General features: G+C 54.1%; 24 protein-coding genes, 2 tRNA genes and 1 pseudogene. 16 read left to right on the top strand and 11 right to left on the bottom strand.

Annotation, left to right across the window (positions count from 1 at the left end):
- Positions 1 to 16: 16 nt before the first annotated feature.
- Complete coding sequence (locus G9X48_RS04335; RefSeq protein ID WP_097641918.1) at positions 17 to 895, bottom strand: DMT family transporter; 879 nt, start codon at positions 893 to 895, stop codon at positions 17 to 19.
- A gap of 92 nt (positions 896 to 987) precedes the next feature.
- On the opposite strand from G9X48_RS04335, the gene G9X48_RS04340 reads away from it, so the two are divergent.
- From G9X48_RS04340 to G9X48_RS04390, 12 genes and pseudogenes are all read left to right on the top strand, one after another.
- Positions 988 to 2322: a PLP-dependent aminotransferase family protein gene (locus G9X48_RS04340; RefSeq protein WP_069683263.1), complete on the top strand. Its 1335-nt coding sequence runs from the start codon at positions 988 to 990 to the stop codon at positions 2320 to 2322.
- A gap of 693 nt (positions 2323 to 3015) precedes the next feature.
- Complete coding sequence (tssB, locus tag G9X48_RS04345) at positions 3016 to 3513, top strand: type VI secretion system contractile sheath small subunit (protein WP_007849582.1); 498 nt, start codon at positions 3016 to 3018, stop codon at positions 3511 to 3513.
- A 34-nt stretch (positions 3514 to 3547) separates the two neighbouring features.
- Positions 3548 to 4807: pseudogene (tssC, locus tag G9X48_RS04350) on the top strand (type VI secretion system contractile sheath large subunit); the annotation flags it as partial.
- Positions 4796 to 5470 carry a type VI secretion system baseplate subunit TssG gene (locus tag G9X48_RS21410; RefSeq protein ID WP_347877705.1) on the top strand — a complete coding sequence of 225 codons (675 nt, stop codon included), beginning with the start codon at positions 4796 to 4798 and terminating at the stop codon, positions 5468 to 5470. The pseudogene tssC and the gene G9X48_RS21410, both read left to right, overlap by 12 nt.
- 25 nt (positions 5471 to 5495) lie before the next feature.
- The gene (gene tssJ / locus G9X48_RS04355; protein WP_012124938.1) at positions 5496 to 6017 is read left to right on the top strand and encodes a type VI secretion system lipoprotein TssJ; all 522 of its coding nucleotides are present in this window, start codon (positions 5496 to 5498) and stop codon (positions 6015 to 6017) included.
- A 3-nt stretch (positions 6018 to 6020) separates the two neighbouring features.
- A complete protein-coding gene (gene vgrG, locus G9X48_RS04360; RefSeq protein WP_097641595.1) occupies positions 6021 to 8489 on the top strand; it encodes a type VI secretion system Vgr family protein in 2469 nt (822 codons plus the stop codon).
- A gap of 4 nt (positions 8490 to 8493) precedes the next feature.
- Positions 8494 to 9495 carry a DUF6402 family protein gene (locus G9X48_RS04365; RefSeq protein ID WP_166499913.1) on the top strand — a complete coding sequence of 334 codons (1002 nt, stop codon included), beginning with the start codon at positions 8494 to 8496 and terminating at the stop codon, positions 9493 to 9495.
- Positions 9479 to 9868 carry a hypothetical protein gene (locus G9X48_RS04370; RefSeq protein WP_129560329.1) on the top strand — a complete coding sequence of 130 codons (390 nt, stop codon included), beginning with the start codon at positions 9479 to 9481 and terminating at the stop codon, positions 9866 to 9868. The genes G9X48_RS04365 and G9X48_RS04370 overlap by 17 nt, the downstream gene beginning before the upstream one ends.
- A 323-nt stretch (positions 9869 to 10191) precedes the next feature.
- The gene (locus G9X48_RS04375) at positions 10192 to 10560 is read left to right on the top strand and encodes a DUF6402 family protein (RefSeq protein ID WP_104677365.1); all 369 of its coding nucleotides are present in this window, start codon (positions 10192 to 10194) and stop codon (positions 10558 to 10560) included.
- 154 nt (positions 10561 to 10714) lie between these two features.
- Complete coding sequence (locus G9X48_RS04380; RefSeq protein ID WP_105551955.1) at positions 10715 to 11053, top strand: hypothetical protein; 339 nt, start codon at positions 10715 to 10717, stop codon at positions 11051 to 11053.
- Positions 11054 to 11097: 44 nt separating this feature from the next.
- Positions 11098 to 11388, top strand: a complete 291-nt coding sequence (locus tag G9X48_RS04385; protein WP_256130605.1) for a Tox-REase-5 domain-containing protein — start codon at positions 11098 to 11100, stop codon at positions 11386 to 11388.
- Positions 11385 to 12104, top strand: a complete 720-nt coding sequence (locus G9X48_RS04390; protein WP_097641597.1) for an Imm52 family immunity protein — start codon at positions 11385 to 11387, stop codon at positions 12102 to 12104. The genes G9X48_RS04385 and G9X48_RS04390 overlap by 4 nt, the downstream gene beginning before the upstream one ends.
- 425 nt (positions 12105 to 12529) lie before the next feature.
- On the opposite strand, the gene G9X48_RS04395 is transcribed toward G9X48_RS04390, so the two are convergent.
- The 3 genes from G9X48_RS04395 to mdtK form a co-directional block, all read right to left on the bottom strand.
- Positions 12530 to 12606 (bottom strand) — tRNA-Val (locus G9X48_RS04395).
- A gap of 9 nt (positions 12607 to 12615) precedes the next feature.
- Positions 12616 to 12692: transfer RNA gene (locus tag G9X48_RS04400), tRNA-Val, on the bottom strand.
- A 188-nt stretch (positions 12693 to 12880) separates the two neighbouring features.
- Entirely contained in the window at positions 12881 to 14254 is a 1374-nt protein-coding gene (gene mdtK, locus G9X48_RS04405) for an MdtK family multidrug efflux MATE transporter (RefSeq protein WP_014729006.1), read from the bottom strand.
- A gap of 236 nt (positions 14255 to 14490) precedes the next feature.
- Between mdtK and G9X48_RS04410 the strand changes: the two genes are divergently transcribed.
- On the top strand, positions 14491 to 15141 hold the full coding sequence (locus G9X48_RS04410) for a riboflavin synthase (protein WP_007849599.1): 651 nt from the start codon (positions 14491 to 14493) through the stop codon (positions 15139 to 15141).
- 16 nt (positions 15142 to 15157) lie between these two features.
- Here the strand turns inward: G9X48_RS04410 and G9X48_RS04415 are convergent, their stop codons facing one another.
- The 5 genes from G9X48_RS04415 to punC form a co-directional block, all read right to left on the bottom strand.
- A complete protein-coding gene (locus tag G9X48_RS04415; RefSeq protein WP_097641598.1) occupies positions 15158 to 16078 on the bottom strand; it encodes a LacI family DNA-binding transcriptional regulator in 921 nt (306 codons plus the stop codon).
- A 44-nt stretch (positions 16079 to 16122) separates the two neighbouring features.
- Positions 16123 to 17508: a glycoside hydrolase family 1 protein gene (locus G9X48_RS04420; protein ID WP_097641601.1), complete on the bottom strand. Its 1386-nt coding sequence runs from the start codon at positions 17506 to 17508 to the stop codon at positions 16123 to 16125.
- 53 nt (positions 17509 to 17561) lie between these two features.
- On the bottom strand, positions 17562 to 18881 hold the full coding sequence (locus tag G9X48_RS04425; RefSeq protein ID WP_007891828.1) for a PTS sugar transporter subunit IIC: 1320 nt from the start codon (positions 18879 to 18881) through the stop codon (positions 17562 to 17564).
- Between the two features lie 194 nt (positions 18882 to 19075).
- Positions 19076 to 20224, bottom strand: a complete 1149-nt coding sequence (cfa, locus tag G9X48_RS04430; protein WP_007891825.1) for a cyclopropane fatty acyl phospholipid synthase — start codon at positions 20222 to 20224, stop codon at positions 19076 to 19078.
- Between the two features lie 288 nt (positions 20225 to 20512).
- Complete coding sequence (gene punC / locus G9X48_RS04435; protein ID WP_038880692.1) at positions 20513 to 21688, bottom strand: purine nucleoside transporter PunC; 1176 nt, start codon at positions 21686 to 21688, stop codon at positions 20513 to 20515.
- Positions 21689 to 21799: 111 nt separating this feature from the next.
- On the opposite strand from punC, the gene punR reads away from it, so the two are divergent.
- The gene (gene punR, locus G9X48_RS04440; RefSeq protein WP_097641909.1) at positions 21800 to 22711 is read left to right on the top strand and encodes a DNA-binding transcriptional activator PunR; all 912 of its coding nucleotides are present in this window, start codon (positions 21800 to 21802) and stop codon (positions 22709 to 22711) included.
- Positions 22712 to 22728: 17 nt separating this feature from the next.
- Here punR and purR read toward each other — a convergent pair whose 3' ends face one another.
- Positions 22729 to 23754, bottom strand: a complete 1026-nt coding sequence (gene purR, locus G9X48_RS04445) for an HTH-type transcriptional repressor PurR (RefSeq protein ID WP_097641910.1) — start codon at positions 23752 to 23754, stop codon at positions 22729 to 22731.
- A gap of 291 nt (positions 23755 to 24045) precedes the next feature.
- Between purR and G9X48_RS04450 the strand changes: the two genes are divergently transcribed.
- The gene (locus tag G9X48_RS04450) at positions 24046 to 24135 is read left to right on the top strand and encodes a YnhF family membrane protein (RefSeq protein WP_015386754.1); all 90 of its coding nucleotides are present in this window, start codon (positions 24046 to 24048) and stop codon (positions 24133 to 24135) included.
- Between the two features lie 262 nt (positions 24136 to 24397).
- Positions 24398 to 25564, top strand: a complete 1167-nt coding sequence (locus G9X48_RS04455; RefSeq protein WP_012124921.1) for an MFS transporter — start codon at positions 24398 to 24400, stop codon at positions 25562 to 25564.
- 68 nt (positions 25565 to 25632) lie between these two features.
- Here G9X48_RS04455 and G9X48_RS04460 read toward each other — a convergent pair whose 3' ends face one another.
- Complete coding sequence (locus tag G9X48_RS04460) at positions 25633 to 26451, bottom strand: C40 family peptidase (RefSeq protein WP_097641962.1); 819 nt, start codon at positions 26449 to 26451, stop codon at positions 25633 to 25635.
- Positions 26452 to 26476 lie beyond the last annotated feature (25 nt).

The raw sequence follows: 26476 nt of genomic DNA on the forward strand, positions 1-26476 counted from the left end.
CTTATTAAATGGCCTGTCAGCGTGCAAATTTCTTCGAGCATGCCACGCAGAGGATCACCCCAAGCGTCACGGCCAGCATCAGCGCGCTGACGTGTTCATTGAGCAGCGACGCGGCGAGCGCGAGGCCGAGAAACGGCTGTAACAGCTGAAGCTGGCCGACGGCGGCGATGCCTCCGGCGGCAAGCCCACGGTACCAGAAGATAAAGCCGACCAGCATACTGAACAGCGATACATATCCGAGAGACACCCAGGCGGCAGGCGCCACCGCGCTGAACGAGGCGGGCCGTGTCAGCCAGGCGGCGCACAGCATCAGCGGCAGCGCGAGGATCAGCGCCCAGCCAATTGTCTGCCAGCCACCGAGCTGGCGCGACAGCGCCGCGCCCTCCGCATAACCTAAACCACAGAGCACTACGGCGGTTAGCATCAACAGATCGCCCTGTAGCGAGATCCGCACATTACCGGTGAGAGCAAACCCTGCCACCAGCATGCTTCCCATTAATGAGAAGATCCAGAAGGCCGGGCGGGGGCGCTCGCCGCCGCGCAACACGCCGAAAAGCGCCGTCGCCAGCGGCAACAGGCCGATAAACACCATCGAATGCGCGGACGTCACATGCTGTAGCGCCAGCGCGGTCAGCAGCGGAAACCCCACCACCACGCCTGCGCAGACGATAGCAAGCGACGCCGCCTGCCGCCGCGTTGGCCGCGTTTCACGTCGCAGCATTATCAGCAGCAGCGCCAGCCCTCCGGCTATCGATGCGCGGGCGAACGTCAGAAAAAAGGGTGAGAAATCGCCAACGGCGACACGCGTGGCAGGCAGCGAACCGCTGAAAATAACCACGCCCAGTAGACCATTCAGCCAGCCTGCCCATGGGCCCGGACGGGACGGATTTTCCATAACACTCTCCTGGTAATATAGCGACCATTGACGCCCGCCATCGTAGAGCGCTAGATTCAGGACAATCAAAAAATTGTCATGGATACATTGCCGTGAAAGCGCGCTACAAAACGCTGGTCGATCGCTATGCATCGGCCATCCGCAGTGGTGAGTTAACCGCAGGCGTTCAGTTACCCACGCACCGGCGGCTGGCGGCGGAACACCATGTCTCGCTTGCCACGGCGACGCGCGTTTACGCCGAGCTGGAGGCGATGGGGCTGGTGAGCGGTGAAACAGGGCGGGGAACCTTTGTAAGGGATATCGCGCTGCCGCCGGGGCTGGGCATTGATCAACATGCCGTGGCGGCCGATGCGCTGGATCTGAGTTTTAACTATCCCGCCCTGCCAGGGCAGGCAGAGCGGTTGCGCGACGCGTTGCGCCAGCTTGCTTCGGCCGGGGATATCGAGGCGCTGTTACGTTATCAGCCGCACGCCGGACGCGCGAAAGACAGAGAGGCTATCGCCGCGTATCTGGCGGGCGCAGGGCTGAAGACCTCGCCGGAGAACGTGCTGGTGGTGAGCGGCGCGCAGCATGGCCTTGCGGTGTCGGTGATGAGCCTGCTGCGCCCCGGCGATGTCGTGGCGGTGGACGCGCTGACTTACCCCGGGTTTAAAGTGGCGGCACAGCTTTGTCATGTTGAGCTGGTGGCGGTGCCGTTTACCCCGCAGGGGCCGGATCTCGTGGCGTTGCAGGCGCTCTGCGAAAAACGACGTGTGCGGGCGGTTTACACGATGCCGACGCTGCACAATCCGATCGGCTGGGTCATGACGCTGCGCCAGCGACGCGCGCTGGTGGCGATTGCCCGGCAATACGATCTGCTACTTATTGAAGACGCGCCATACGCCTGGCTGGTGAAACCCGCGCCCGTGCCGCTCGCGGCGCTGGCACCGGAAAGAACGGTGTATGTGACCGGTTTTTCCAAGAATATCGCGACGGGCCTGCGCGTGGGGGCGATTGTCTGCCCGCTGCGTTTTCGGAGCGCGTTCGAACGAACCATCCGCGCCACCGCCTGGAATACGCCGGCGCTGATGACCACGCTGGTCTGCAACTGGCTGCGTGACGGCACGGTCAACCGGTTTGAGGTGCTGAAGCGTCGCGACGCGCGGGCGCGCCAGCGTCTTGCCAGGCAGGCGCTGGCTCCGCTTGAGGTGATGGGCAATCCGTCATCCTATTTCCTCTGGCTGCCGCTGCGGGAAGGCGTCCGGGCCGAGCAAGTGGCGCAAAAACTGCTGCATAAAAAGATTTCAGTTTCGACCGCCGAGCCGTTCAGCGCATCACTTCATACACCCCACGCGATACGGCTCGCACTCGGCTCTTTACCGCTGGGGACACTACGGCAGGCGCTTGAAACGATCCGGGAAACGATACTGTATGAGGAAAATCTTTAGAAGCCCGGCGAGGCGGCCTGCTGCCAACATCTTTGTTGCTCAGGCCGTAGCTTCGATAATACGCTCCCGGACGGTGTTGTCGTATATTTTGTGTCCTTATGATTAATGCTCTCCAGTATATATATTATTAATTATTCAGCGCTGGCATTTTCCCGAAATAATTCTCGATAATTAAGAAGGGGATTGTTGTTGTCTGGCAGGAGGAAAAATAACGTTACTGAAAGACAAATGGATTTATTCGTGAGGCTGGTGTGGATTTAATATTTTTTATGCCAATTGTTTTCGCGGATTCATTCCTTGGATACATGATATTAGTCCATTTTCTTTTCCTTTTTTAAGGAAAGGATGATAAATTCCGGCGCAATTGTTACGCGCTGGAAATAATATTTTTTTTAATTAAGGCATGAACGCTTTCGGACACGGGTGTACACCCTGATATCGCTAATGACGAAAATAATTTGCCATTAATACAGGTTCGAAAATGGATAGGTTGTCATTTTTTTAGCAAAATTCATTTACATTTGCCGTTGTTCATTGTCTTGTGAATAACCACGATGCGCGTAGCATTTGTCAATGTAACTCTCTGTTTTAAAGCTTCTTGTTCATTGCCGTAAGCGCAGTGAGATGGGGTGGGCGGAGTCTCGCGGCTTCCGGTTCTCCACAACCTGAAACCTTATTGTGAAGGAACACGTCATGTCTGGTTCATTTCAGGAAGAAATTCCTAAAGCCCGTATTAACCTGAAGTTAAATCTGCACACCGGCGGCGCGCAGAAAAAAGTTGAGCTGCCGCTGAAATTACTGGTCACCGGCGATTTCAGTCACGGCCAGGAGCACCGGCCGCTGTCTGAGCGCAAAAAAATCGACATAAACAAAAATAATTTCGACAGCGTGCTTTCGGAATTTTCACCGGCGCTGAATCTCGCCGTGGAAAATACCCTGGCCGGTGACGGGCGCGAAGAAAACGTGCGCCTGACCTTCCGCCAGATGAAAGATTTCGAGCCGGAGCAGGTGGCGCGGCAAATTCCCCAGCTGAAAGCCATGCTCGCGATGCGCAATTTACTGCGCGACCTGAAATCTAATCTCCTTGATAACGCCACCTTCCGCAGGGAGCTGGAAACCATCCTGAAGGATCCGGCGCTGAGCGATGGCTTACGCGCGGAACTGGCGTCGCTGGCCCCGAAACACGCCTGAGGCGCACCGGGTTTATTACGGATTAACGAGAGAAATGCTGATGTCTGTTCAGAACACCCCCACTGCTGCCGGCGCCACGCAGGTACCGGAAACCACCGGCGGCGTTTACGCCTCGCTGTTTGAAAAAATTAACCTTCACCCGGTCGACGCGCTTGATGATATCGACGCCTGGCAGGACAGCCAGCGCCTGGCGGACGCCTCTGCCGATGAGCGCGTGACCGCCGCGGTCCGGGTTTTCCTGGAGCGCCTGAAACAGTCCGGCCAGCAGGTTGAAAAGCTCGACAAAACGCTGCTTGACCACCATATCGCTGAGCTGGACCGGCAAATCAGCCGCCAGCTGGATACGGTGATGCACCATCCGGAGTTTCAGCAGGTGGAATCGCTGTGGCGCGGCCTGAAGCATCTGGTGAACCGCACCGACTACCGCCAGAACGTGCGCACGGAAATTCTCGATATCGCCAAAGAGGATTTGCGCCAGGACTTCGAGGACGCGCCGGAAATTATCCAGAGCGGCCTCTACTGGCACACCTATACGGCGGAATATGACACGCCCGGCGGTGAGCCGGTGGGCGCGGTGATTTCCTCGTATGAGTTTGACGCCAGTGCGCAGGATATGGCGCTGCTGCGTAATATCTCTAAAGTCTCCGCCGCGGCGCACATGCCGTTTATCGGTGCCGTCGGCCCGGAATTTTTCCTCAAGGACACCATGGAAGAGGTGGCGGCGATTAAGGACATCGGCAACTACTTTGACCGCGCCGAATACATCAAGTGGAAATCCTTCCGTGACACCGACGATGCCCGCTATATCGGCCTGACCCTGCCGCGCGTGCTGGGCCGCCTGCCGTACGGCCCGGACACCGTGCCGGTGCGCAGCTTTAACTATGTGGAAGAGGTGAAAGGGCCGGACCACGAAAAATACCTGTGGACCAGCGCGTCGTTTGCCTTCGCGGCCAATATGGTGAAGAGCTTCATTAATAACGGCTGGTGCGTGCAGATCCGCGGCCCGCAGGCGGGCGGTGCGGTGCAGGACCTGCCGATTCATCTCTATGACCTCGGCACCGGCAATCAGGTGAAAATCCCGTCGGAAGTGATGATCCCGGAGACGCGTGAATTTGAGTTCGCGAACCTCGGTTTTATCCCGCTCTCCTACTACAAAAACCGCGACTACGCCTGTTTCTTCTCGGCGAACTCGGCGCAGAAACCGGCGCTGTACGACACGCCGGACGCGACGGCCAACAGCCGCATCAACGCGCGCCTGCCGTACATTTTCCTGCTGTCGCGCATCGCGCACTACCCGGCCACGTTTGAGCCCGGCGGGACAGATGCCACTTCTCAATGCCTGCTAGGGCTGGTCGGACTTGGCATTCCCGGCACGGCAGAACATATCGCTACCCCCGTTTCGCGTTTTCTCGCGCTGCTCGGCGCCATGCGCTTACCGACGCGAAATGCTGAGGGAATACGCGCGCTGGTGACTCTGCTGGCACCAGACACACGGGCAGAGATCCATGAGCGCGATCCTGTAAAAGTGCGGGTGACAAACCGCAGCGGGCTGGGGGGAGGCGAACGAGTACATTTAGCGCAGCGTGCGACACTCGGAAAAATGGCGCGTGATGCAAACAGTCGGGTGCTCATTACATTATTCACCCGCAATCCGCAGGAGGCTGCAGGCTGGCTACCGGGCGGGCAATTGCATACTGATTTGCTGGCGCTGATGCGGGTTTATCTCGGCTATCGCAGTGACGCACGGCTTCGCCTGACAGTGCCGGTACATTTACTCCCTGAACCAAAGCTTGCGAAACATCGGCGCATTCAGCTTGGCCGCACAGGCCTGCTGGGTTTGAAAGGCGGCAAACTCAGTGATAACCGCCAGTGCATCACGGTCAGCCTGGGATGTTATGAAAGCCTGAGTTGCACGGTATTGCCGCTTGCCGCAGAGGGCAGTTACCGCTTCGACTAACCATTTTTCAGAAAGGAATACATTTATGCCAAACAAAGGATGGCATGCGATAACGCTCGCGCTGTGCTGCGTCATGACGGGTTGTGGTCTTACCCAGGCGGTGAAAGACGGGACGGTCAGTATGGCGAAATCGGTGTTTTATAAAAAGATCAAAACACTACATCTCGATTTTTCTGCCCGAGCGGCGCTTAACGTGGATGGTGACCAGACGCCGCTTGCGACCATGGTCAGGGTCTATCAGCTAAAAGATCGTAAAACTCTCGATGCGGCTGATTACGGCTCGTTATTGCAGAATGCGGACACCGTACTGAAAGATGATCTGCTGGCTTCCCGCGAGTTGCTCATTATCCCGAAGGGTAATGTCACGCTTGATATGCCGATGGAAGAAAACGCACAGTTTGTAGCGGTAGTGGGGCTGTTTAACCATCCTGACGTCAAAGACAACCGCTGGCGACTGGTGCTTTCCCGGGAGGATCTTGACCCGGATAAACCAGGAGTGGTGGAGCTGGGTGACGGCTGGCTCAATCTGGTGGAGACAAAGGAATGATCTATGAACACGGATAATGGGGGCAAGCCCCAGGAGAGTCTGTCACGGTATGGGCTGGTGATCCACAACAGTGATATCACACCGGACGTGCTGCGTTTTCGTGGGCGCGAGGCCTTAAGCGAACCGTTTTTCTGGAATATCGAATTTACTACCCCGCAGGCCGATATCCGGCCAGAACAGGCGCTGATGAAATACGCGAGCCTTGGGATGCAGGGCGGCAGAACGGTTTACGGCATCGTCACCCGGTTCGAGTGGTACTCCACCAGTATGGATCAGTCGCACTACAGCGTGACGCTATCTTCAAGACTGGCGCTGCTGTCGCGTACGCGCCAGTGCCGCGTGTTTCTCAACCAGTCGGTGCCCGAAGTGGTGGAGCAGGTACTGCGCGAGCATGGCCTGGAAGGGGCGGATTTTGATTTCCGGCTGGAGCGGGAATACCCGGAGCGTGAGCTTATCACCCAGTGGCGCGAGACTGACCTTGAATTTATTCAGCGGTTGCTGTCAGAAGTGGGGATCTGGTGGCGCACGGAAATGGACAGCCTGCGCGGTCTGGATGTGACGATTTTTGCTGACAGCCAGCTCAATTATCATTTTGACGTCCGCCTGCCGTATCGCGAGCCGTCCGGCCTGCATGACGGCGCGCAGGAAGCGGTCTGGGGCGTGCGCACCTGGCATAACGCCGTCACCGGCAGGGTGCAGACGCGCGACTATTATTACCCCGCCGCCACCACGCCGCTGGACGCCACCGTCAGAGTGCGCAGCGCGGCAGTGACCACCGGCGAGCATTACCGCTACGCGGAGCCGTACCGGGAGCAGGGCGATGACACCGATCCCGAACCGGAAAGCGAAAGCGGGGCGTTTTACGCGCGGATTCACCATGAGCGTGAGCTGAATCACTCGCTGCGGGTGCATCTCTTCAGCAACGCCGGCGCGCTCACGCCGGGGATGGTGCTGGAGCCGCAGGGCGACGTCATCCGCGCGCTGAAAGAAGGGGTGATTATCACGCTCACCACTTTTCGCGCTTCGCGCGATTCGCGCCTGCATGTGTCGGTGTGGGGGATGCCCTACAGTGAACGCTACTGCTACCGCCCGCCAGAAATCCCGCGCCCGGAAATACACGGCACGGTGCCGGCACGGGTGGAAAGCCGGGACCCGAAGGACACGTACGCCTGGCTGGACGAAGCAGGCCGCTACAGGGTGAAGCTGGACATGGACCGCGAGGGCAGCGAGAGCGGCTACAGCTATCTGTGGGTACGCCTGGCGAAGCTGTATGCGGGCGAGACATACGGCTGGCACACGCCGCTACTGGCCGGCACGGAGGTGTCCGTCGCCTTTGACGGCGGCGACCCGGACCGGCCCTATATCGCGCACGCCTTTCATGATTCGGCGCACCCGGATGTGGTGAACCGTGACAACCGCAGCCGGAATATCCTGCGCACACCCGCGCAGAACGAACTGCGCATGGAAGATAAACGGGGCGAAGAGCACATCCACCTGACCACCGAATACGGCAAAACGCAGCTCGGCGAAGGACAACTGGTGGACGGGCAGGATAAACCGCGCGGTGCGGGCTTTGAGCTGCGCACCGATGAATATGGTGTCATTCGCGTGGCGAAGGGGTTGTTCATCAGCGCCGACGGGCAGCAGAAGGCGGCGGGCGAGGTGCTGGACCGGGAAACGGCGCTGAAGGAAATCGACCTGTGCCTGCAGCAGATAGCGCAGCTCTCCGCTTCAGCAGACGCGGCGAACGCGCTGCAGGCAGACATCGCCAGCCAGAGCGCGATGTTCAGCGAGCGGCTGAAACCGCTGAACGAACTGATTCACATGCAGGCCCCGGACGGTATGGCATTCACCAGCGGCGAGCACACGCAGCTTACGGCCACGAAGAATGTGGCGGTGAGTGCGGGTGGCGATATCAGCGTGGGCGTTATGGGCAACATGACTGCACTGGCGGGTGAAAAACTGGGGCTGTTCGCCCGCAGCGGGCCGCTGAGCCTGAAATCAGGCGAGGGCCCGCTGGAGGTGCAGGCACAGAACGGCGGCATGCAGCTCGCGGCAGAGAAGAAAGTCACCCTCACATCGGTGAGCGATATTTCCTTTGCAGGCAAAAAGCGCATCACCTTAATCGGCGGCGGAAGTTATCTGAAGCTGGAAGCCGGGAAAATAGAGTACGGCACACCTCAGGTATATCTGAGGAAGGTGGAAAAAACTTATCTGGGAGCGAGTAAATCCCGGCAGGCTGAATTCCCATATTTGCCCGGCAAGGAGGGTGTTTATAGCAGAGGTTTTATTCTGCTTGATGACAGAACAAATGAGCCGGCCGCAGGAATAGCATATAGACTGACATTATCATCAGGAGAGAAAGTGGAAAATGTTTCTAATAATAAAGGGTGTACTTATATTATGAGCCATAAAGAAAAACATGAAGTTGAGTTAACTATTCTCAGACAAGAATCATTGATAATAGGTTAATATCATGGATGAGATGAAGGTTAAATCCAGCCTCACTGAACAGGAAGATAATCAGCAAAAAGTGTCTGTTCGGCTGTTTAAAATAACAGATATACCTGAGGTAATGGAAAAAATGGGGTGGGTTGTTGCAGCTAAATTCATGAGAAAATGGTTTAACGATCCGCTTTATGAAATGACTATGGAAGAGAAAATAGGTGATAGCGCTATAAAAACAATAGATAAGATACATATTTTATCTGATCTTGATTTTCAATGGTTGTTGAAATCAGAGAGAGTAGCAAAAATATTCAATCAAAACCTCCTAAGTGTTACTTTTGTTCGGGAGTATCATAATTTTCTCGGGAAGAAAACAATAGGGTTAAAAACGTTATCAAATGGACTGAATGTTATCATATCCCGTATTGAACAAAACGGATATTTTGACAGGAACAATTACAAATTTTATGAGTGCAACATTGACTTTACATCACTGCCGGCTATGGATTTAGATTTTAAAGGGCAGTTTAATTTCTTCCGTATAGGTTCAACTTTATGGGAAAAAGGCACTGATGAGCTAGATGATGTATATGGTGCACTAGGGTCTTTTATAATAAAAGTTGCCTTCACTAAATTACGGGTTGAAAAAGCAGAATTTGGTCAATTTGTGATTGTTATTGACGAATTAGGTTGGTATGTGCGGGATACTTACGACTTCATCAATGATGAGTCAGATCAGTTATTAGGTTATTGGGGGTGGGCTGGAGTAAAAAGGCCTAATCTAATAGACTGGTTTAAAGAGCCTTTGTCGATAGAGTCTGGAGGAGAACGATATTATCAAGTCACAAATAACTCATTCTTAGAATATAGAAACAAAATCGGTAGAAATAAAAAGCCTCCTGAAGCTGGTGATTTTTATTTTTATTCAACAATAAAGAGAACTCCTGTATCTATTAAAATTCACCTCGATGATAAAAATATAAGGGAATATATCTCACAGACAAAGGCTAAACATGAAAATAAAAAATAAATTTCTATGCTTTTTTCTATTAGGTTTGTTTTTTTTAACATTGTTAGATATTGTGAGTTGCATAAGCGCAAAGAAAGAAAGTATTTATACTAATAGTTCATCAAGTTGCTATCTGACAGTTTATCACCGTAATTATGATTTTTTATGGCGGACAGGTAGCATTGTAAAAATATTTTCGTCTGATCATTTTTTTATTGTTTATGATAAATTTGGCAATAAATTGAAAAATTCAGCATGGTATTTTTGGGAAGAACAATTTTATGATCTTATCGCACCTAAATGGATGTCAGATACCTATGTTCTTTATCCTACGGCTGATGGCTGGGCTGGGTGGAATATACCTGTCTGTGATAATAAAGACATAACTTACTAATAATGTTAATGATTATATGTTGAGCTAATTTTTTCTGAATAAAACATCTATTATCTGAGATATAATATGCCCCAAAACCCGGTAGCCGAATGGCCTGGTTAACGTATTAAGCGTGCAATTTTGAACCACATGGTTCAGCCATTTCATGTTTACATTGTATTGCCGGTTCATCCCGAAGGTAGGGTTGATGATCCGTCAATATTTGCACAGATACATCTGACACGTCAGTCACTGGTATTCGGTTCTCGCAGCCTTTTAAATCTTGTTCGACGTAGCCTGTGGGTCAGACAGCAACTTGGATTACAGGCGACACCCCGTAAAAAATGGACCAAAAAATAAAAGAACTCGAGGGGCAAAGTGAAAATTATTATACCGATATTCCAATGGATGCGTGTAATCATTATGTTACATTGTTAAATCTTAGTGACCAAATTGTATCTAATGATAAAGACGGTCTTTATAGGATTGAGATTAATCAAATTGGTTTGTATGTGAGAGATACCTATGAGTTTATGAATGATGGGGATGATCAACCTCTTGGTTATTGGGGATGGCATGGTGTAATAAAGCCAAGTTTAATAAATGAGATTTTTGAAAGTAAAGTGGTTAGTAAAAATGGTAATGATTATTATAGAGTTACCAATAATTCATTTATTGAGTATAGAGAAAATGCAAAAAAGAAAACAACATAAAAACCGGGGTTTTTTATTCTAAAGTAAAAAAATACCTGTAGAGGTTATTATTCATATCAGTAAATTAGATTTATTAGAATGCCAAGCAAGGAGTGCTAAAGTTGCTTAATTTATTTAAAAAATGGTTGTATTTTTTTTTGTGGTTTTCTTTATAATGCTGTCTATGCTATTTACCATTAAGATATTAGCTTATAAAACGGCTGCGCCAAGTGGGAAAATATGGAATTACTCGCATTCATGCTATTTTGTTTCATATAGTCCCAACTATGAACCTTTTGGTATCGCTGGTCGTTTTTTAAGGTTTTTTTCTAATCAATCTTTTTTTATTGTTTATAGTAAAGATGGCGATAAGTTAAAAAGTTCCGCATGGTATTTCTGGGAGTATCAGTTCTCTGATATGGTCTCGCCAAAATGGTCTGGGATTGATTTTATTTATCCAACAGATCAAGGTGTGTCAGGATGGACTCTATATGAGTGTGGGAATAAAAGATGATATTGGCTTATTCTTAATAAGAATATTGATTTCAAGTACAAGAGATAGAGGAATATAAATACTGCGGCGTATCGTTTGATGGGTGGAAAGCTCAGCTGTGCCAGTTCTGGGAAGCAAAGGCACGGTATGATCAGTTTTTCAGGGATGATGGTTCGAAGAAACCGTGGTGGACAGGTAACCATAGTGCTATTAATCAAGCATCCCGTCATCAGGCGGTTGCAACAGTAAATCAGCCATTAAAAGTGGTTTGGATATTTATGCAACCTTTAAGTTATGAATATTTCAGAAAGTTGTTTAAAGATTATAAGGATATTATTACGAGGTGGCAACCATGAATGAACTGTTTAATACGTCAATAAATATACATTCTTTGAATGCATACGACATTACAGTAGCTGATTGTGTGAATGAACTATACAGAAGTGCATTGGTCATCAGAAATCTTACGAAAAAAAATCAAACATGGTATTTAACTGGCTACTCAAGAAAAGACGCATTAAAATATGTTATTTTTAATGGTAATGAACCTAATAAAAATATAATGGATATTTTTCAACGCCATTATAAAAAGAACCATCCTTTAGTCAACGAGTCTATATGGAATGGTCAACCCGATGGACTGGCTTGCTCAATATCTCATTTTATGAAGTTTATAGATAACCCTAAAAAATCAAATCTTATAATAGATATTGATCAGATGGTTATGAATACTTCGGACATGATTGATTCCTTGCTCCTGTTAGCTGAAGGAAAAAACAAAACATGGATATCAGTAGACTCAAAAGGTTATTGGTACCATGATCGTAATATTTTTCCTGACAGCATATATGTCGGCTGGATGTTATATTTACCCCACATGGTTTTACCTGAAATAGTACCCGAGGCAGCTAAAGTGGTACCGGTTTTCGACGGTGAAAAGCAAAAAGGAACCATAGTGGTTTCAACCAACGAAATATTTGACGGAAACAACATAGAACACATCCGTAAAGCAAATGATATAGAAATAAGGCTTCTGGATCTTGGTTTGTTACCGTTGATGACAGAGCTTTAATACAGCCTAAAATATGACCTCATGAATCAGTTGTGAGAAGCGGACTTACAGTTCGCCTGGCGTTTACTGTCTTGAGCGGATTTTGACTGCTGCACGCTGGTAGATAGCATCTGGAAAATGAATATATAAATCCTTGCCGACGGCCAGCTTAACTCTCATTTTGACGTCCGCCTGCCGTACCGCGAGCCGTCCGGCCTGTATGACGGCGCACAGGAAGCGGTCTGGGGCGTACGCACCTGGCATAACGCCGTCATCGGCAGGGTACAGGGGCGTATGATGACCTCCATCAGATTGGCCACTGGTTACTACCACAGAATCCGCATAATACGAAATCATGTGCAGGCCCAGTCTGAAAGATTAAGTGAGATGACGTGTATCAGAAGGTTTAGGACGAAACAGAAAGAGGAAACCTGAAGACTACTGAATGGTGCGTCCGAGTGGACTCGAACCACCGACCCCCACCATGTCAAGGTGGTGCTCTAACCAACTGAGCTACGGACGCACATTAGGATGGTGCGTTCAATTGGACTCGAACCAACGACCCCCACCATGTCAAGGTGGTGCTCTAACCAACTGAGCTATGAACGCATTGCTGTGTGACAGCGGGGACGAATATTAACGGCAGCCCCGTCAGCTGGCAAGGGGAAAACGTCAATTTTCTTTCATATTTCACGCGATTGCCGCGTATTTGCGCAGAATGCTGACAAAGTGATCGGCGGGTTGGGCAGGCAGGCGTCAGACGGATAAAAAACGCCGCCCTCGGGGCGGCGTCTGGATTAACGCGCGGCACGCGCCAGTATGGTTTCCGAGGGCTGACGTTGCAGGTAACGCATACGCCACATCATCATGATAGCGGCAGAGGTCAGGCCGAGTATAAAGCCAAACCAGAAGCCCGCCGGGCCCATGGGTTCCACGACCCAGTCGGTCAGCCCCAGAATGTAGCCGCTCGGCAGACCCAGCACCCAGTAGGCGATGAAGGTGATAAAGAAAATCGATCGCGTGTCTTTATAACCACGCAGGACGCCACTGCCGATCACCTGAATCGAATCCGAAATCTGATAAATTGCCGCCAGCAGCATCAGATGCGAGGCGAGAGTGACCACTTCCGGGTTGTCGTTATAGAGCAGGGCGATAGGCTCGCGGAATACCACAGTGAAGAGGGCCGTCAGCACGGCAAGGCAGATGCCGACGATAATGCCTGTCCGTGCTGAGGTCTGTGCCTCAAGCGTCGAACCCTGCCCGAGACGGAAACCGACGCGAATGGTCACCGCGGCGCTCATCGACATCGGCAACACAAACATCAGTGAGCTGAAGTTGAGCGCAATCTGGTGGCCCGCGACATCGACAATCCCGAGCGGTGACACTAACAGCGCCACGACCGCAAACAGCGTGACCTCAAAAAACAGCGCCAGCGCCACCGGCATACCAATCTGCGCGAGACGACGGATAACCGGCCAGTCAAAGCGGCGGCTTGCGGGCTCAGGCCGAATATCACGCATCGAGCCTGCGCGTTTAACCCAGAAGCGCATGCAGAAAAACATCACCCAGTACACCGACGCGGTCGCCACGCCGCAACCGACGCCGCCCAGTTCCGGCATACCAAAATGACCGTAAATGAAGATATAGTTCACCGGAATATTCACCAGCAGGCCGATAAAGCCCATCGCCATGCCCGGCGTGGTTTTGGCGAGCCCTTCACACTGGTTACGCATCACCTGAAAGAAAAGATAACCCGGCGCACCCCACAACAGCGCACGCAGGTAATTCACCGCTTTGTCGGCGAGAACCGGGTCGATATTGTGCATCGCGTGGATGATATAACCGGCGTTCCATAACACCAGCATGATAAGCACAGAGACCAGCCCGGCCAGCACAAAGCCTTGCTGCACCTGATGCGCGATGCGGTCGCGGCGACCGGAGCCGTTAAGCTGAGCGATGACTGGCGTGAGCGCCAGCAGCAGGCCGTGACCAAAGAGGATGGCGGGGAGCCAGATAGAGGTCCCGATGGCAACTGCTGCCATATCGGTGGCGCTGTAGCCACCGGCCATAACGGTATCGACAACCCCCATCGAGGTCTGGGCGATTTGCGCGAAAATCACCGGGATTGCCAGAGCTAATAACTGACGCGCTTCGACAAAATACTTCTGCACGTGAACACCTGTATATTGTTGTTATTTGAGAGACAAAAAAGCCGCCGCAACGGGCAGCAAGAAGAAAATGCAGGGGAATTAGTCAGACTATTGTAGCGAGAGTTCACTATTAAGCCAGTGAAATAATGCGCTTAAGACCGCTCAGGCTGGCAAGGGCATATTCCACCTGTTATTGTTCTGGTTATGAATCTCGCGGCCGCGCGCCGCCATGTTAGCGAATCCAGGAGTGGCAAAATATGTTTACCGGTATTGTTCAGGGCACCGCGAAAGTCGTGGCTATCGATGAAAAACCGAATTTCCGCACCCATGTGGTGGAGCTGCCAGATGAGCTGCTGCCGGGGCTTGAGACGGGCGCATCGGTGGCGCACAACGGCTGCTGCCTGACGGTAACGGAAATTAACGGCAACCGTGTCAGCTTCGATTTAATGAAAGAAACGCTGCGCATTACTAACCTTGGGGATTTACAGACCGGCGATGTGGTCAACATTGAACGCGCCGCGAAATTCAGCGATGAAATTGGCGGGCATTTAATGTCCGGGCATATTATGACCACGGCGGAGGTTGCGAAGATCCTGACGTCGGAAAATAACCGGCAGATCTGGTTTAAAATTCAGGATCCGACGCTGATGAAGTATATCCTGCATAAAGGCTATATCGGCATTGACGGTATCAGCCTGACGGTAGGGGAAGTGACGGCGACGCGGTTCTGCGTTTTCCTGATCCCGGAAACGCTCCAGCGCACCACGCTTGGCACGAAAAAACTGGGCCAGCGGGTGAATATTGAAATCGATCCGCAGACCCAGGCCGTAGTAGATACGGTTGAGCGTGTACTGGCGTCTCGCGAAGCCGCCGCAGCCATTACCGCCCAGCTTCACCCCGCCGAATAATCTATCGCGGGTACGCTCAGGCACTCACCAGCGTTCCGCGTACCCGTTCGCCCGGCGCGCCGCCTGAAAGCAGCGCCACCGCCTGCCGGGCGATACTCTCCAGCGAATACCCGATGGCCGGAACGCTCTCAAGCCCCACACCGCGCCCTGAACTCTCAAGACTGAACACCAGCACCTGCTCCGGCACCGCGAAACGGTATTCGCGCAGCATCGCCACCGCTTCGCGCGCCTGGCTGTCATCGGTCACCAGCAGCGCATTAAATTTCACGCCGCTGTTAATGAGTTTTTGCAGGGCGATACGCAGCACCGGCTCATCTTCAATGACGCGCTGGCGATGAAACGGGATCAGGTGGTTTTCCGCCGCCTGGCGATAGCCCTGTAAGATCTCTGCTGCCGCATCGCCCGCCGGGAAGTTAATCAGCGCGATATCGCGCCGCTGGTGGCTGCATAAATACTGCACCGCCGTCTGCGCGGCAAACAACCAGTCGAACAAAATTCCCTGTGCGGTTGCGGCACTCAGACAGTCCACCAGAATCACGTCGTCATCAAGCGGCGGCAGAGGAAAGCGGGCCCCGACAATCATCAGCGCGTCGCAGAGGCCGGAATCCAGCTCGGCGCGGGCGCGTGTCACCTCTTGCGGGGTACTCGCAAAACGCAGCAGAAGGTGTTTACCGTGCCGGCTGAGCTCTTTTTCCAGCGCCTGTAGCCAGCAGGTAGCCTGCTGAATATGTTCGCTGGCGCAAATCACGCCGATGCAGTGGGTAATCTGGCTTGAGAGCGACTGTGCAATGGCGTTCGGCTGATAGTTCAGCATCTCGGCGGCGCGCAGCACCGCGAGACGGCTCTCTTCCTTGACGCCGCGATTGCCGCTAAGTACGCGGGAAACAGTGGCTTTCGAGACGCGCGCCAGGCGCGCGACATCATTAATGGTGGACATCGTGTTTTCCTGCAAAGCGTGGCGGCGCGAAGGCCGCCACTCGGTTACTCATCAAACCCGTTCTTTGCCGCTACCTGGCGGTACCATTCACCACTCTTTTTGATCGTGCGTTTCTGGCTTTCCAGATCGAGCGATACAAAGCCGTAGCGGTTCTTGTAAGCGTTGCACCAGGACCAGTTGTCAATGAAGGTCCACATGTGATAGCCCAGACAGCGGCTACCTTCGCTGATGCCCTTATGCAGCCATTTCAGGTGGTCGCGCACAAACTCGATGCGGTAATCATCCTGAATCTGTCCGTCGCGCTCGAAGCGCTGCTCATTCTCAACGCCCATGCCGTTTTCTGAGATATAGCAGCGCGGGTTGCCATACTCTACACGCAGGCGTGTGAGGATGTCGTAGACGCCCTTCTCATAAATTTCCCAGCCGCGATACGGGTTCATTTTGCGGCCCGGCATTTCATAAGCGCTGAAGAACCACTCTGGCATGAACGGGCTTTCCTGATTGACCTGCGAATCACGACACTGAATGCGACGCGGCTGATAGTAGTTGATACCGAGCAGATCCACCACACCCGCCGCCAGCAGCTCTTTATCGCCGGGCTGGCACGCAGGGAGTTGATCGTATTGCACCAGCAGCGCGACTAAATCTTCCGGGTAACTGCCGCGCAGCGCCGGATCAAGGAAACTGCGGTTAAACATCAGATCGGCGATGTGCGCCGCTTTCACGTCTGCCGGGTTTTGTGAACGCGGGTAAGAAGGGGTGAGGTTCAGAATAATACCGATTTCGCCGCCGTCGTTACGCTCGTGGTAGGCCTTCACCGCACGGGCATGGGCCAGCATCGTGTGGTAGGCGACGGTCGCGGCGCGGCGGAAATCGACTACGTTCGGGTAGTGGAAGTCATACAGGTAACCGCCTTCTACCGGCACAATCGGCTCGTTGAAGGTAAACCAGTGCGTCACTCTGTCGCCAAACAGTTCAAAGCAGGTGCGGGCATAGGCTTCAAACGCGTCGATAACTTTACGGTTCTCAAAGCCGCCCTGTTCCTGCAGCGCTAACGGCATATCGAAATGGAACAGGTTTATGAATGGCGTAATGCCCTGGCGCAGAAGCTCATCAATTACCTGATTGTAGAAGGCGACGGCTTCCTGATTCACCGCGCCGGTGCCATCGGGGATCAGGCGCGCCCAGGAGATGGACGTGCGGAAGGTGTTGTGATTAAGCGCTTTCAGCAGCGCGATATCTTCTTTCCAGTGCTGATAAAACGTGGAGGTCTGCGCCGGGCCAACGCCGTGGTGGAAACGCTCTGGCTGCAGGCGGAACCAGTGATCCCATGTTGTTGGCGTTTTGCCGTGGCTCAGGCTTTCACCCTCAGTTTGCGGCGCCGAGCTGGCGCTGCCCCACCAGAATCCTTCAGGAAATGAGTAGTGCATATCCATCCTCATAGCGTAGTCAGGCGCCTGCCAACAGGGCAGGCGCGATAAAATCAGGCATTATTCGTGACAGTGTCACCTTCGGTGTTGTCCTGCGCCGCTTCCTGCTTTTGCAGGGTGCGCTCGTAGGCTTTCACAAACGGGTAGTACATTAATGCCGACATCACCATACAAATCAGGCACATGATGACCGGACTGAAAGCCCAGTTCGCAGCCCACGACGCGCCGATGGGCGCGGGCGTGGTCCACGGCGTCAGCGAGACGACCTGCGCCAGCCAGCCGAGTTTGGTCGCGGTCCAGGCAAGAACGGCGTTCACCATCGGCACCAGAATAAACGGCAGGAAAAAGACCGGGTTCATAATGACCGGTGCGCCAAACAGAATCGGTTCGTTGATGTTAAACATACTCGGCACGACGCCCATTTTACCGATGGTACGCAGGTGCACCGCGCGGCTGCGCAGCAGCAGGAACGCCAGCGGGAGAGTAGAGCCGACACCGCCAATCAGCAGGTAGTGATCCCAGAACCCTTGCAGATAGATATGCGGCAGCGCCTGGCCCGCCGCCAGTGCGGCCTGGTTGGCGGAGAGGTTCGCCATCCAGAACGGGTTCATAATGCCGGTGACGATCAGCGCGCCGTGAATACCGGCAAACCACAGGATCTGGCAGATCAAAACGGAAATCAGAATGGCCGGGAGGGAGTCAGACGCCGCGACCAGCGGTGAAAGCAGGTGCATGATCGCTTCCGGCAGGATCATGCCGGTGGTGGATTCAATGATAAGGTTAAGCGGATGAAGCGTAAGGACAATGACCACCACCGGGATCAAAATCTCAAACGAGCGCGCGACGCCGGTCGGCACCTCTTTTGGCAGACGGATAGTAATGTTGTGGCGCTTCAGAAAGGCATACATTTCGCTCGCGTAAATCGCGGTAATAAGCGCGGTGAAAATGCCCTGACCTGAGAAATACTGCGTGGAAATTTGCCCGTCTTTATAGGGCGCTGCCACCAGCAGAAAGGCCATAAACGCCAGCAGGCCGGTCATGATAGGGTCAAGCTTATAGTGCTTGCCAAGACTCGCGCCAATACCGACCGAGATAAAAAACGTCATGACGCCCATGCTGAGATTAAACGGCAGCATCAGCTGCTCGCGATATTTCAGCGAGAGATCGAGCCATGCGCGACAAAACCCAATTTGCGTATCCGGCGAGAAAGGCGGGAAGATAAAAACCAGCAGAAACGAACCGATAATCATAAACGGCAGGGCGGCAAGGAAACCATCCCTGATAGCCACCACGTGACGCTGCGACCCCATCGCACCCGCCAGCGGTGTAATTTTATTTTCAATAACATGGACCATACTCTGGTACAGACTCATGACATGTTTCCTTAATCAGGCAGAGGGAATAGCGCTCAGTTTGAAACAAAACGGAAACCGGTTTCCATGTGTCTGTCACCTGATTGCTGCCGGGATCACTTTTATCGAAGGAAACGTCGCGAAAGCGTGAGAAATATCACAAAGCGAGGAAGAGAGAGTGGCAAAAAGCCCCCGGCATGCGCCGGGGTGAACGCTTAACGGGCGACGCGCAGGCCGTTTTCCACGCCGCGGCTGAAGACCACCTGCCACAGCTGGATGTCCCGCGCGCGGAAGGCACCCGCACAGGCGTTGAGATAATAGGTAAACATGCGTTTAAAACGCTCGGAATAGTTATCCGCAATTTCCGGCCAGGCGGCCAGGAAGCGCGCATACCAGGCCATCAGCGTTTTATCGTAGTCCGCCCCGAAGTTATGCCAGTCTTCCATCACGAAGTGCGGCTCGCTGGCGGCGGCTATCTGACGCGCCGAGGGCAGGCAGCCGTTCGGAAAGATGTACTTATCAATCCACGGGTCTACGTTGTTATCCGTTTTCCGTGAGCCGATGGTATGCAGCAGGAAAAGCCCGTCAGGCTTGAGGTTGCGGTCGGCAACCTCAAAATAGGTGGCGTAGTTTTTCGGGCCAACATGCTCAAACATGCCTACCGAGACGATGCGGTCAAACTGCGAATCGAGATCGCGGTAATCCTGCAACAGAATGGTGACATCCAGCCCCTGGCAGCGTTCCTGCGCCATTTTTTGCTGCTCGGCGGAGATGGTCACGCCGGTGACCGATACGCCATAATGGCGCGCGGCAAACGCTGCCAATCCGCCCCAGCCGCAGCCGATATCCAGCAGCGTCATGCCAGGCTTAAGCTGAAGTTTTTCGCAGATAAGTTTTAACTTCGCCTGCTGGGCGTCTTCCAGGTTGTCCGCCTCTTTCCAGTAGCCGCAGGAGTACTGCATGTATGGGTCGAGCATGCGGCTGAACAGATCGTTACCAAGATCGTAATGTTCTTTGCCGACAATCCAGGCGCGTTTTTTGGTTTGCAGATTGAACAAACGGGCACCAAGAATACGCAGCGTATCTTTCAGGTGACGTGGCAGTTGCTCTTCCAGCCCCGCGCGCAGCACTTTAGTGAAAAAGAGATCGAGCCGCTCGCACTCCCACCAGCCATCCATATAGCTTTCGCCAAGACCGAGGGAACCTTCCTGTAACACCCGTTTAAAAAAGTCAGGATTTTTCACCTGAATGTCGGAAGGAGCAGCGCCGTTAACGGCGATCCCGGCCCGGCTGAGCAGTTCAGTTGCGATGCGATACCAGTGGTTGTCCGGTATGCTGACTTCTTCTATACACGATGAACTCATAGCTTCTCCATCACTGATGTGATCAGAACCTTCAAACAGCGTAGTCGCAATTTTCGGTATGTGAGAAATATCACGGAAAGGTCCGCGAGCCTGATATCCGACGTAGAACAGAGGAAGGGAGATGACCCTTGCCAGAAATGTCATTCCAAATAAAAACGGGAGCCAGCAGCTCCCGTTACTACATAATATTTATGCTAATTATCGTAGAGCCGCGAACCAGTATAGGCCTCGCTTTACGATGATTCAACTGTTGACCGTTAGCAAGCTAATCACAAAAATTTCATATTTTCACGCGGCTGATGATTGCGTAAACCGTTGACGTCCACGCAACCGAAAGCCGAGGCCCGCCAGTACCACTGTCGCCAGCATAACGCTGGTGGTTGACAGCAACGGGGTCGCGACCAGCCACGACACCACCAGGCTTGCCACAAAACAGAGCCCCAGCTGGAGCGTGTTTTGCAGCGCGGCGGCGCGTCCGGTGGCCTGCGGGAACGGCAGCAGCGCGGCGGCGACCACGATAGGGTAAATCGCCCCGTTCGCCATCGCCATCAGGCAGAAGGGAATAAGCAGTGTGGTGAGCGTAACGGCGTCGCTTAACCCCACGAGCCAGGTGGCGAGCACGCTCAGCGCGAAGCCTGCCAGCAGCCACGGCAGCAGCGTTTCGCCATTCCATTTTTGCAGAGCGCTGCGACAGCCGTAGCCGCCAATCAGAAACGCGATAGTTTGCGGCACGTAGCTCAGTCCGATTACCGCCGGGCTGTAACCCATCTCATGCAGAATAAACGGCGAACCGGTGAGCCAGGCGAAGAAACTGGCGGAGCAGGCGGCATAAATCAGCACATTGCCGCTGTAGACGCGCGAGCGCAGCAGCATCATAAAGCTCAGCGGCTCGCCGCCTTTATTGCCCTGAGGCGCGCCGGAGGGCAGACGCAGGGCCGGAATCATCAGCGCCACCGTAATGGCAAACAGCACCAAAAAAATCGCCTGCCAGGAAAAGTGATTCAGGATCCAGCTGCCGAGCAGCGGTGCCAGGGCCGGAGAAAGCCCCACCAGCGGCATAATGGTCGCGAAGATACGACGCGCCTGCTGCGCCGGGTAGCGGTCGGTCACCAGCGCCTGCCAGCTTACCGCAGCGGAACAAACGCCCACGGCCTGAATAAAGCGCAGGGCCAGCAGCGCGCCCGCGCTCTCAACCCAGACGGTGCCAAGACAGCCAAGCGCGAAAATCCCCAGCCCGGCCAGCAAAACCGGACGACGGCCAAAACGGTCAGAAAGCGGGCCCCAGACGAGCTGCGCCAGCGCGAAACCGGCCAGGAAAAGGCTTAGCGAGGCGCTGATAGCCGAAGGTGCTGTGTGCAGATCGGCTTCAATAACGGCGAACGCGGGCAGGTACATGTCGGTCGCCAGAAAACCGAGCACGCTCAGCCCGGCCAGCCAGCAAAGAAATCCTTTATCAGGTCGCATCACATTAACTCACTTCTTATTACGCGAAAGAGCCAGGAGTGTACGGAGTGCAATCCCGCTTGTGAAACGCTAATATTTGCCCATTCCATTCAAAAAATTTGCAGGCAGATAATGTGGTCTGAATATTCCCTGGAAGTGGTGGACGCCGTGGCGCGCACCGGCAGCTTTACCGCAGCCGCCGCAGAACTGCACCGCGTGCCTTCTGCCGTCAGCTATACGGTGCGCCAGCTTGAGGAGTGGCTTGCGGTATCGCTCTTTGAGCGCCGCCATCGCGATGTGGTTCTGACGCCAGCCGGGGCCTGGTTTTTGCGGGAAGGACGTTCTGTTATCAAAAAAATGATGATCACCCGTCAGCAGTGCCAGCAAATCGCCAACGGATGGCGCGGACAGCTCTCCATCGCGGTGGATAATATCGTGCGCCCGGAACGCGTCCGGCGGCTGGTGCTTGATTTCTACCGGCACTTTTCTGATGTTGAGTTGCAGGTGTCGCAGGAAGTCTTTAACGGCGTCTGGGACGCGCTGGCGGACGGCCGTGTGGAACTTGCCATCGGTGCCACACAGGCGATTCCGGTCGGCGGGCGCTTCGCGTTTCGTGATATGGGCATGCTGAGCTGGCGTTGCGTAGTGGCGCACCATCATCCGCTGGCACAGCACGCGGGCGCGCTCAGCGACGACAGGCTGCGCGATTACCCCTCGCTGGTGCTGGAAGATACATCGCGATCGCTGCCCAAGCGCATTACCTGGCTTCTGGATAACCAGCGGCGCGTGGTGGTGCCGGACTGGCACTGCGCCGCCGATGCGCTCAGCGAGGGGCTCTGTATCGGCATGGTGCCGACGCATTTCGCGAAGCCATGGCTCGATAGCGGGGAGTGGCGCGCGTTGAAGCTGGAAAACCCGTTCCCGGACGCCGCCTGCTGTCTGACGTGGCGGCAAAGCGACGCCTCGCCCGCGCTGCGCTGGCTGCTCGATTATCTGGGGGACAGTGAAACGCTGAACACGGAGTGGCTGCGGGAGCCGCAGTGATACGGCTCCCGGAAGGATTAACGGCGATAGTCGCGGAACGGGCCGTCCGCCACCGAGCGGCGTTCGATCAGGCGCGGATGCACCTCAATCGTCTGCGACTCTTCGCGCTTATTCACGATGCGGTCGAGCAGCATATTGAACGCGGTCTGGCCGAGCGTTTCTTTTGGCTGATGGATCGTCGTCAGTGCCGGGCTAAAGAAACGCGCGTTGCGTACGTTGTCGTAGCCGATGATCGAAATATCCTGCGGCACGCGCAGGCCCATTTCATCGGCGGCGCAGATAGCGCCCATCGCCATGATATCGCCGCCGCAGAACACGGCAGTCGGGCGCTGCGGCTGCGAGAGGATCTGCTGCATGGCGCGGTAACCAGATTCCGGCTCGAAATCGCCCTGCACGATCCAGTTTTCCGGCACTTTGATGGCCGCTTCTTCCAGCGCTTTCATAAAGCCTGAGAAACGACCGACGCCGGTGTTACGCTCAAGCTGCCCCGGAATCACGCCAATATCACGATGGCCGCGCTCAATCAGATAACGCCCGGCGAGATAACCGCCATGGAACGCGTTATCGATAACCGAGTCGGTAAAATCGGCTTTCGCTTCACCCCAGTCCATCACCACCATCGGGATATGACGGTACTCTTCAAGCGTGGAAAGCAGCGGCTGCGGGTATTCCGAGCACATCACCAGCAGGCCGTCGACGCGCTTTTGCGCCATCATAGACAGATACGCGCGCTGCTTTTCCAGATTGTTATGCGCGTTGCCCAAAATCAGCGTATAGCCTTTGGCGAAGCAGCTGTTTTCAACGGCTTCGATAATTTCCGCGAAATAGGGCGCTTCGCTACTGGTCGCCAGCAGCCCGATAGATTTGGTGTGATTCACCTTCAGGCTGCGCGCCACGGCGCTTGGCGAATAGTGTAATTCTTTGATAGCCGCCCAAACCGCATTGCGCGTCTCTTCCGCCACAAAACGGGTTTTGTTAATCACATGTGAGACTGTTGTTGTGGAAACGTTGGCTCGCTTCGCGACGTCTTTAATTGTTGCCATTAATAATCACTCCAGACCCCTGGCTGAGCCCTGCAAAATCACGGGTTAATCGTTTGCCTGTACACACCCCTGACTGCCGCGAGGGGAGTGCGGCATGCCGGGAAACGCGACATTTTTCGTGAGGAGGGGTCGATGGCCGGTACCGAATAAAGTAGCGACGAATTTTGGCTTATCTTTATCGAAAGGGGAAGAGGGAAAACGCATATCTGGTTAAATGTCGCAGGATTTTTCGGCCCGTTTATGCAAAAATGCGCACTACCTGTTTTTTATGGGGTCTTTAAGGAGAATACCATGAGTACCGATCTGAAATTTTCGCTGGTCACGACGCTGGTTGTACTGGGCCTGATTGTGGCGGGCGCATTTACCGCCATTCTGCATTAAGCGACAGGCGGGAGCGCACCTGTTCTCCCGCTTTCTTAAACTTTTCTTGCGTTTAAGCGCCGATTCCCCGCCGTTTTCTTTCTTTTTCCCGTTATTCCCTTTAGATTCGCTAATAACAATGAGCGCGTGTTCTTAACAGCTGCGCAATAATATTTTGCTGTTTTTGTCACTTATCTTTTCTGACCGAGAGTGTCATCCTTTTCTGCATCCTGCTGTAACGTCGGGCGTTCCCGGCGCTGTTGTACAATTTCTGGAGCAATGAATGAAAGTCAATTTTCCGTTACTGGCACTGGCTATCGGTGCTTTTGGCATTGGCACGACCGAGTTTTCCCCGATGGGGTTGTTGCCGGTAATAGCGAACGGCGTCAACGTCTCCATTCCGGCCGCCGGTATGCTGATTAGCGCCTACGCCGTCGGCGTGATGGTAGGCGCACCGCTGATGACGCTTTTACTGTCGCACCGCGCACGGCGTAGCGCGCTGATTTTTCTGATGGCGATTTTTACGCTCGGTAACGTGCTTTCAGCACTGGCACCGGATTATATGACGCTGATGGCCTCGCGTATCCTCACCAGCCTTAACCATGGGGCGTTCTTCGGCCTCGGCTCGGTGGTTGCGGCAAGCGTCGTGCCGAAGCATAAACAGGCGAGCGCCGTCGCGACGATGTTTATGGGGCTGACCATCGCCAATATCGGCGGTGTGCCAGCGGCGACCTGGCTTGGTGAAACCATCGGCTGGCGAATGTCATTTCTGGCGACGGCCGGTCTTGGCCTGGTGGCGATGGCGAGCCTCTGGTTTTCCCTGCCAAAAGGCGGCAGCGGCGAGCGCCCGGATGTGAAAAGCGAACTCGCGGTGTTGATGCGCCCGCAGGTGGTGAGCGCGCTGTTGACAACCGTGCTTGGCGCGGGCGCGATGTTCACGCTCTATACCTATATCGCGCCGGTTCTGCACCATATCACTGATGCCAGCGCGGCCTTCGTGACCGCCATGCTGGTGCTGATTGGCGTTGGATTTTCCATCGGCAACTATCTGGGTGGCCGCCTGGCGGACCGCTCGGTGAGCGGCACGCTGAAAGGCTTCCTGATGCTGCTTATCGTCATTATGGCGGCTATTCCGTGGCTTGCGAAAACGGAAATCGGCGCGGCGGTGAGCATGGTAGTATGGGGGGCTGCGACCTTCGCGGTAGTGCCGCCTCTGCAGATGCGCGTGATGCGTGTCGCCAGCGAAGCGCCGGGCCTGTCGTCATCGGTGAATATCGGGGCGTTTAATCTCGGTAACGCGCTTGGCGCGGCGGCGGGCGGGGCCGTTATCCATGCGGGCTTCGGCTATAGCGTAGTGCCAGTGATGGGCGCGCTGATTGCCGCACTCGGCCTGCTGCTGGTGCTGATCTCCAGCCGTCGCGAAGCGCAAATGGCGTGCAGCGCTGAATAATCCATGCTGCCATATAAAAGAAAACGGAGAAGGGTGACCTTCTCCGTTTTTTTGTGAGGATAAATCGATTAACGAATAGTGCGCGGCGTCATCACCCGGCGCGCGCCGACATAGTGACGCTGCCAGTAATCTTCGCTCAGCGAGGTTATCTGGATTTCCTGGCCGCTGCGCGGTGACTGAATAAATTTGCCGTTGCCGACATAGACGCCGACGTGATCGGCGGTGCCACGGCCCTGAGTGCGGAAGAACACCAGGTCGCCGCTTTCCAGCTCGCCACGGTTAACCGGCGCGGCGTCGCGCAGGTGATACATTTCGTTGGCGGTGCGCGGAATGCGGAATTTCACCAGATCTTTATAGGCATACCAGACGAGGCCGCTGCAGTCGAAACCGGTACGCGGCGACGTGCCGCCCCAGTGGTACGGCTTGCCTATCTGGTTCATCAGCTTGTTCATGGCGGTGGTCTGGGCTTTCTTCACGCGCGCTTTGTGTGCGTCGGCAATCGTGAGCGGCCCGTTCACGCATTTGGCTTTGCGGTTTTTTCGTGTTTTGGCACAGGTTTGCGCGCTCAGGCGGTTGCTGGCCTGTTTGCCAGAAGTGGTGGAGATGCTGCGGGAAGCGGTTTTACTGACGGAAGAGGTGGTTTTGCTGGTGCGTTTTGCGGTGCTGTTTCGCTTCTCGCTGGCGGTTTTCGACGTTTTGGTTTTCGTTGCGTTGTTACTTTTCTTGGCGGTTTTTGTGCTGGTTTTCTTTTTCACCGTACTGGCGTGCGCTTTTTGCACCTTCGAGGCGCGCGTCTGCTCCGACGCCTGCGCGAACGGTGCAAAAGCCAGTGATGAAGTCATTAATAAAGCACAGAGCGTGAGAGCAATTTTTGTTTTGCGCGCCACTGAGCATTCCCCTGCATAAAGCCGG

It is taken from the genome of Cronobacter sp. HA18006 (assembly GCF_011605445.1).
Classification (GTDB): Bacteria; Pseudomonadota; Gammaproteobacteria; order Enterobacterales; family Enterobacteriaceae; genus Cronobacter; species Cronobacter sakazakii.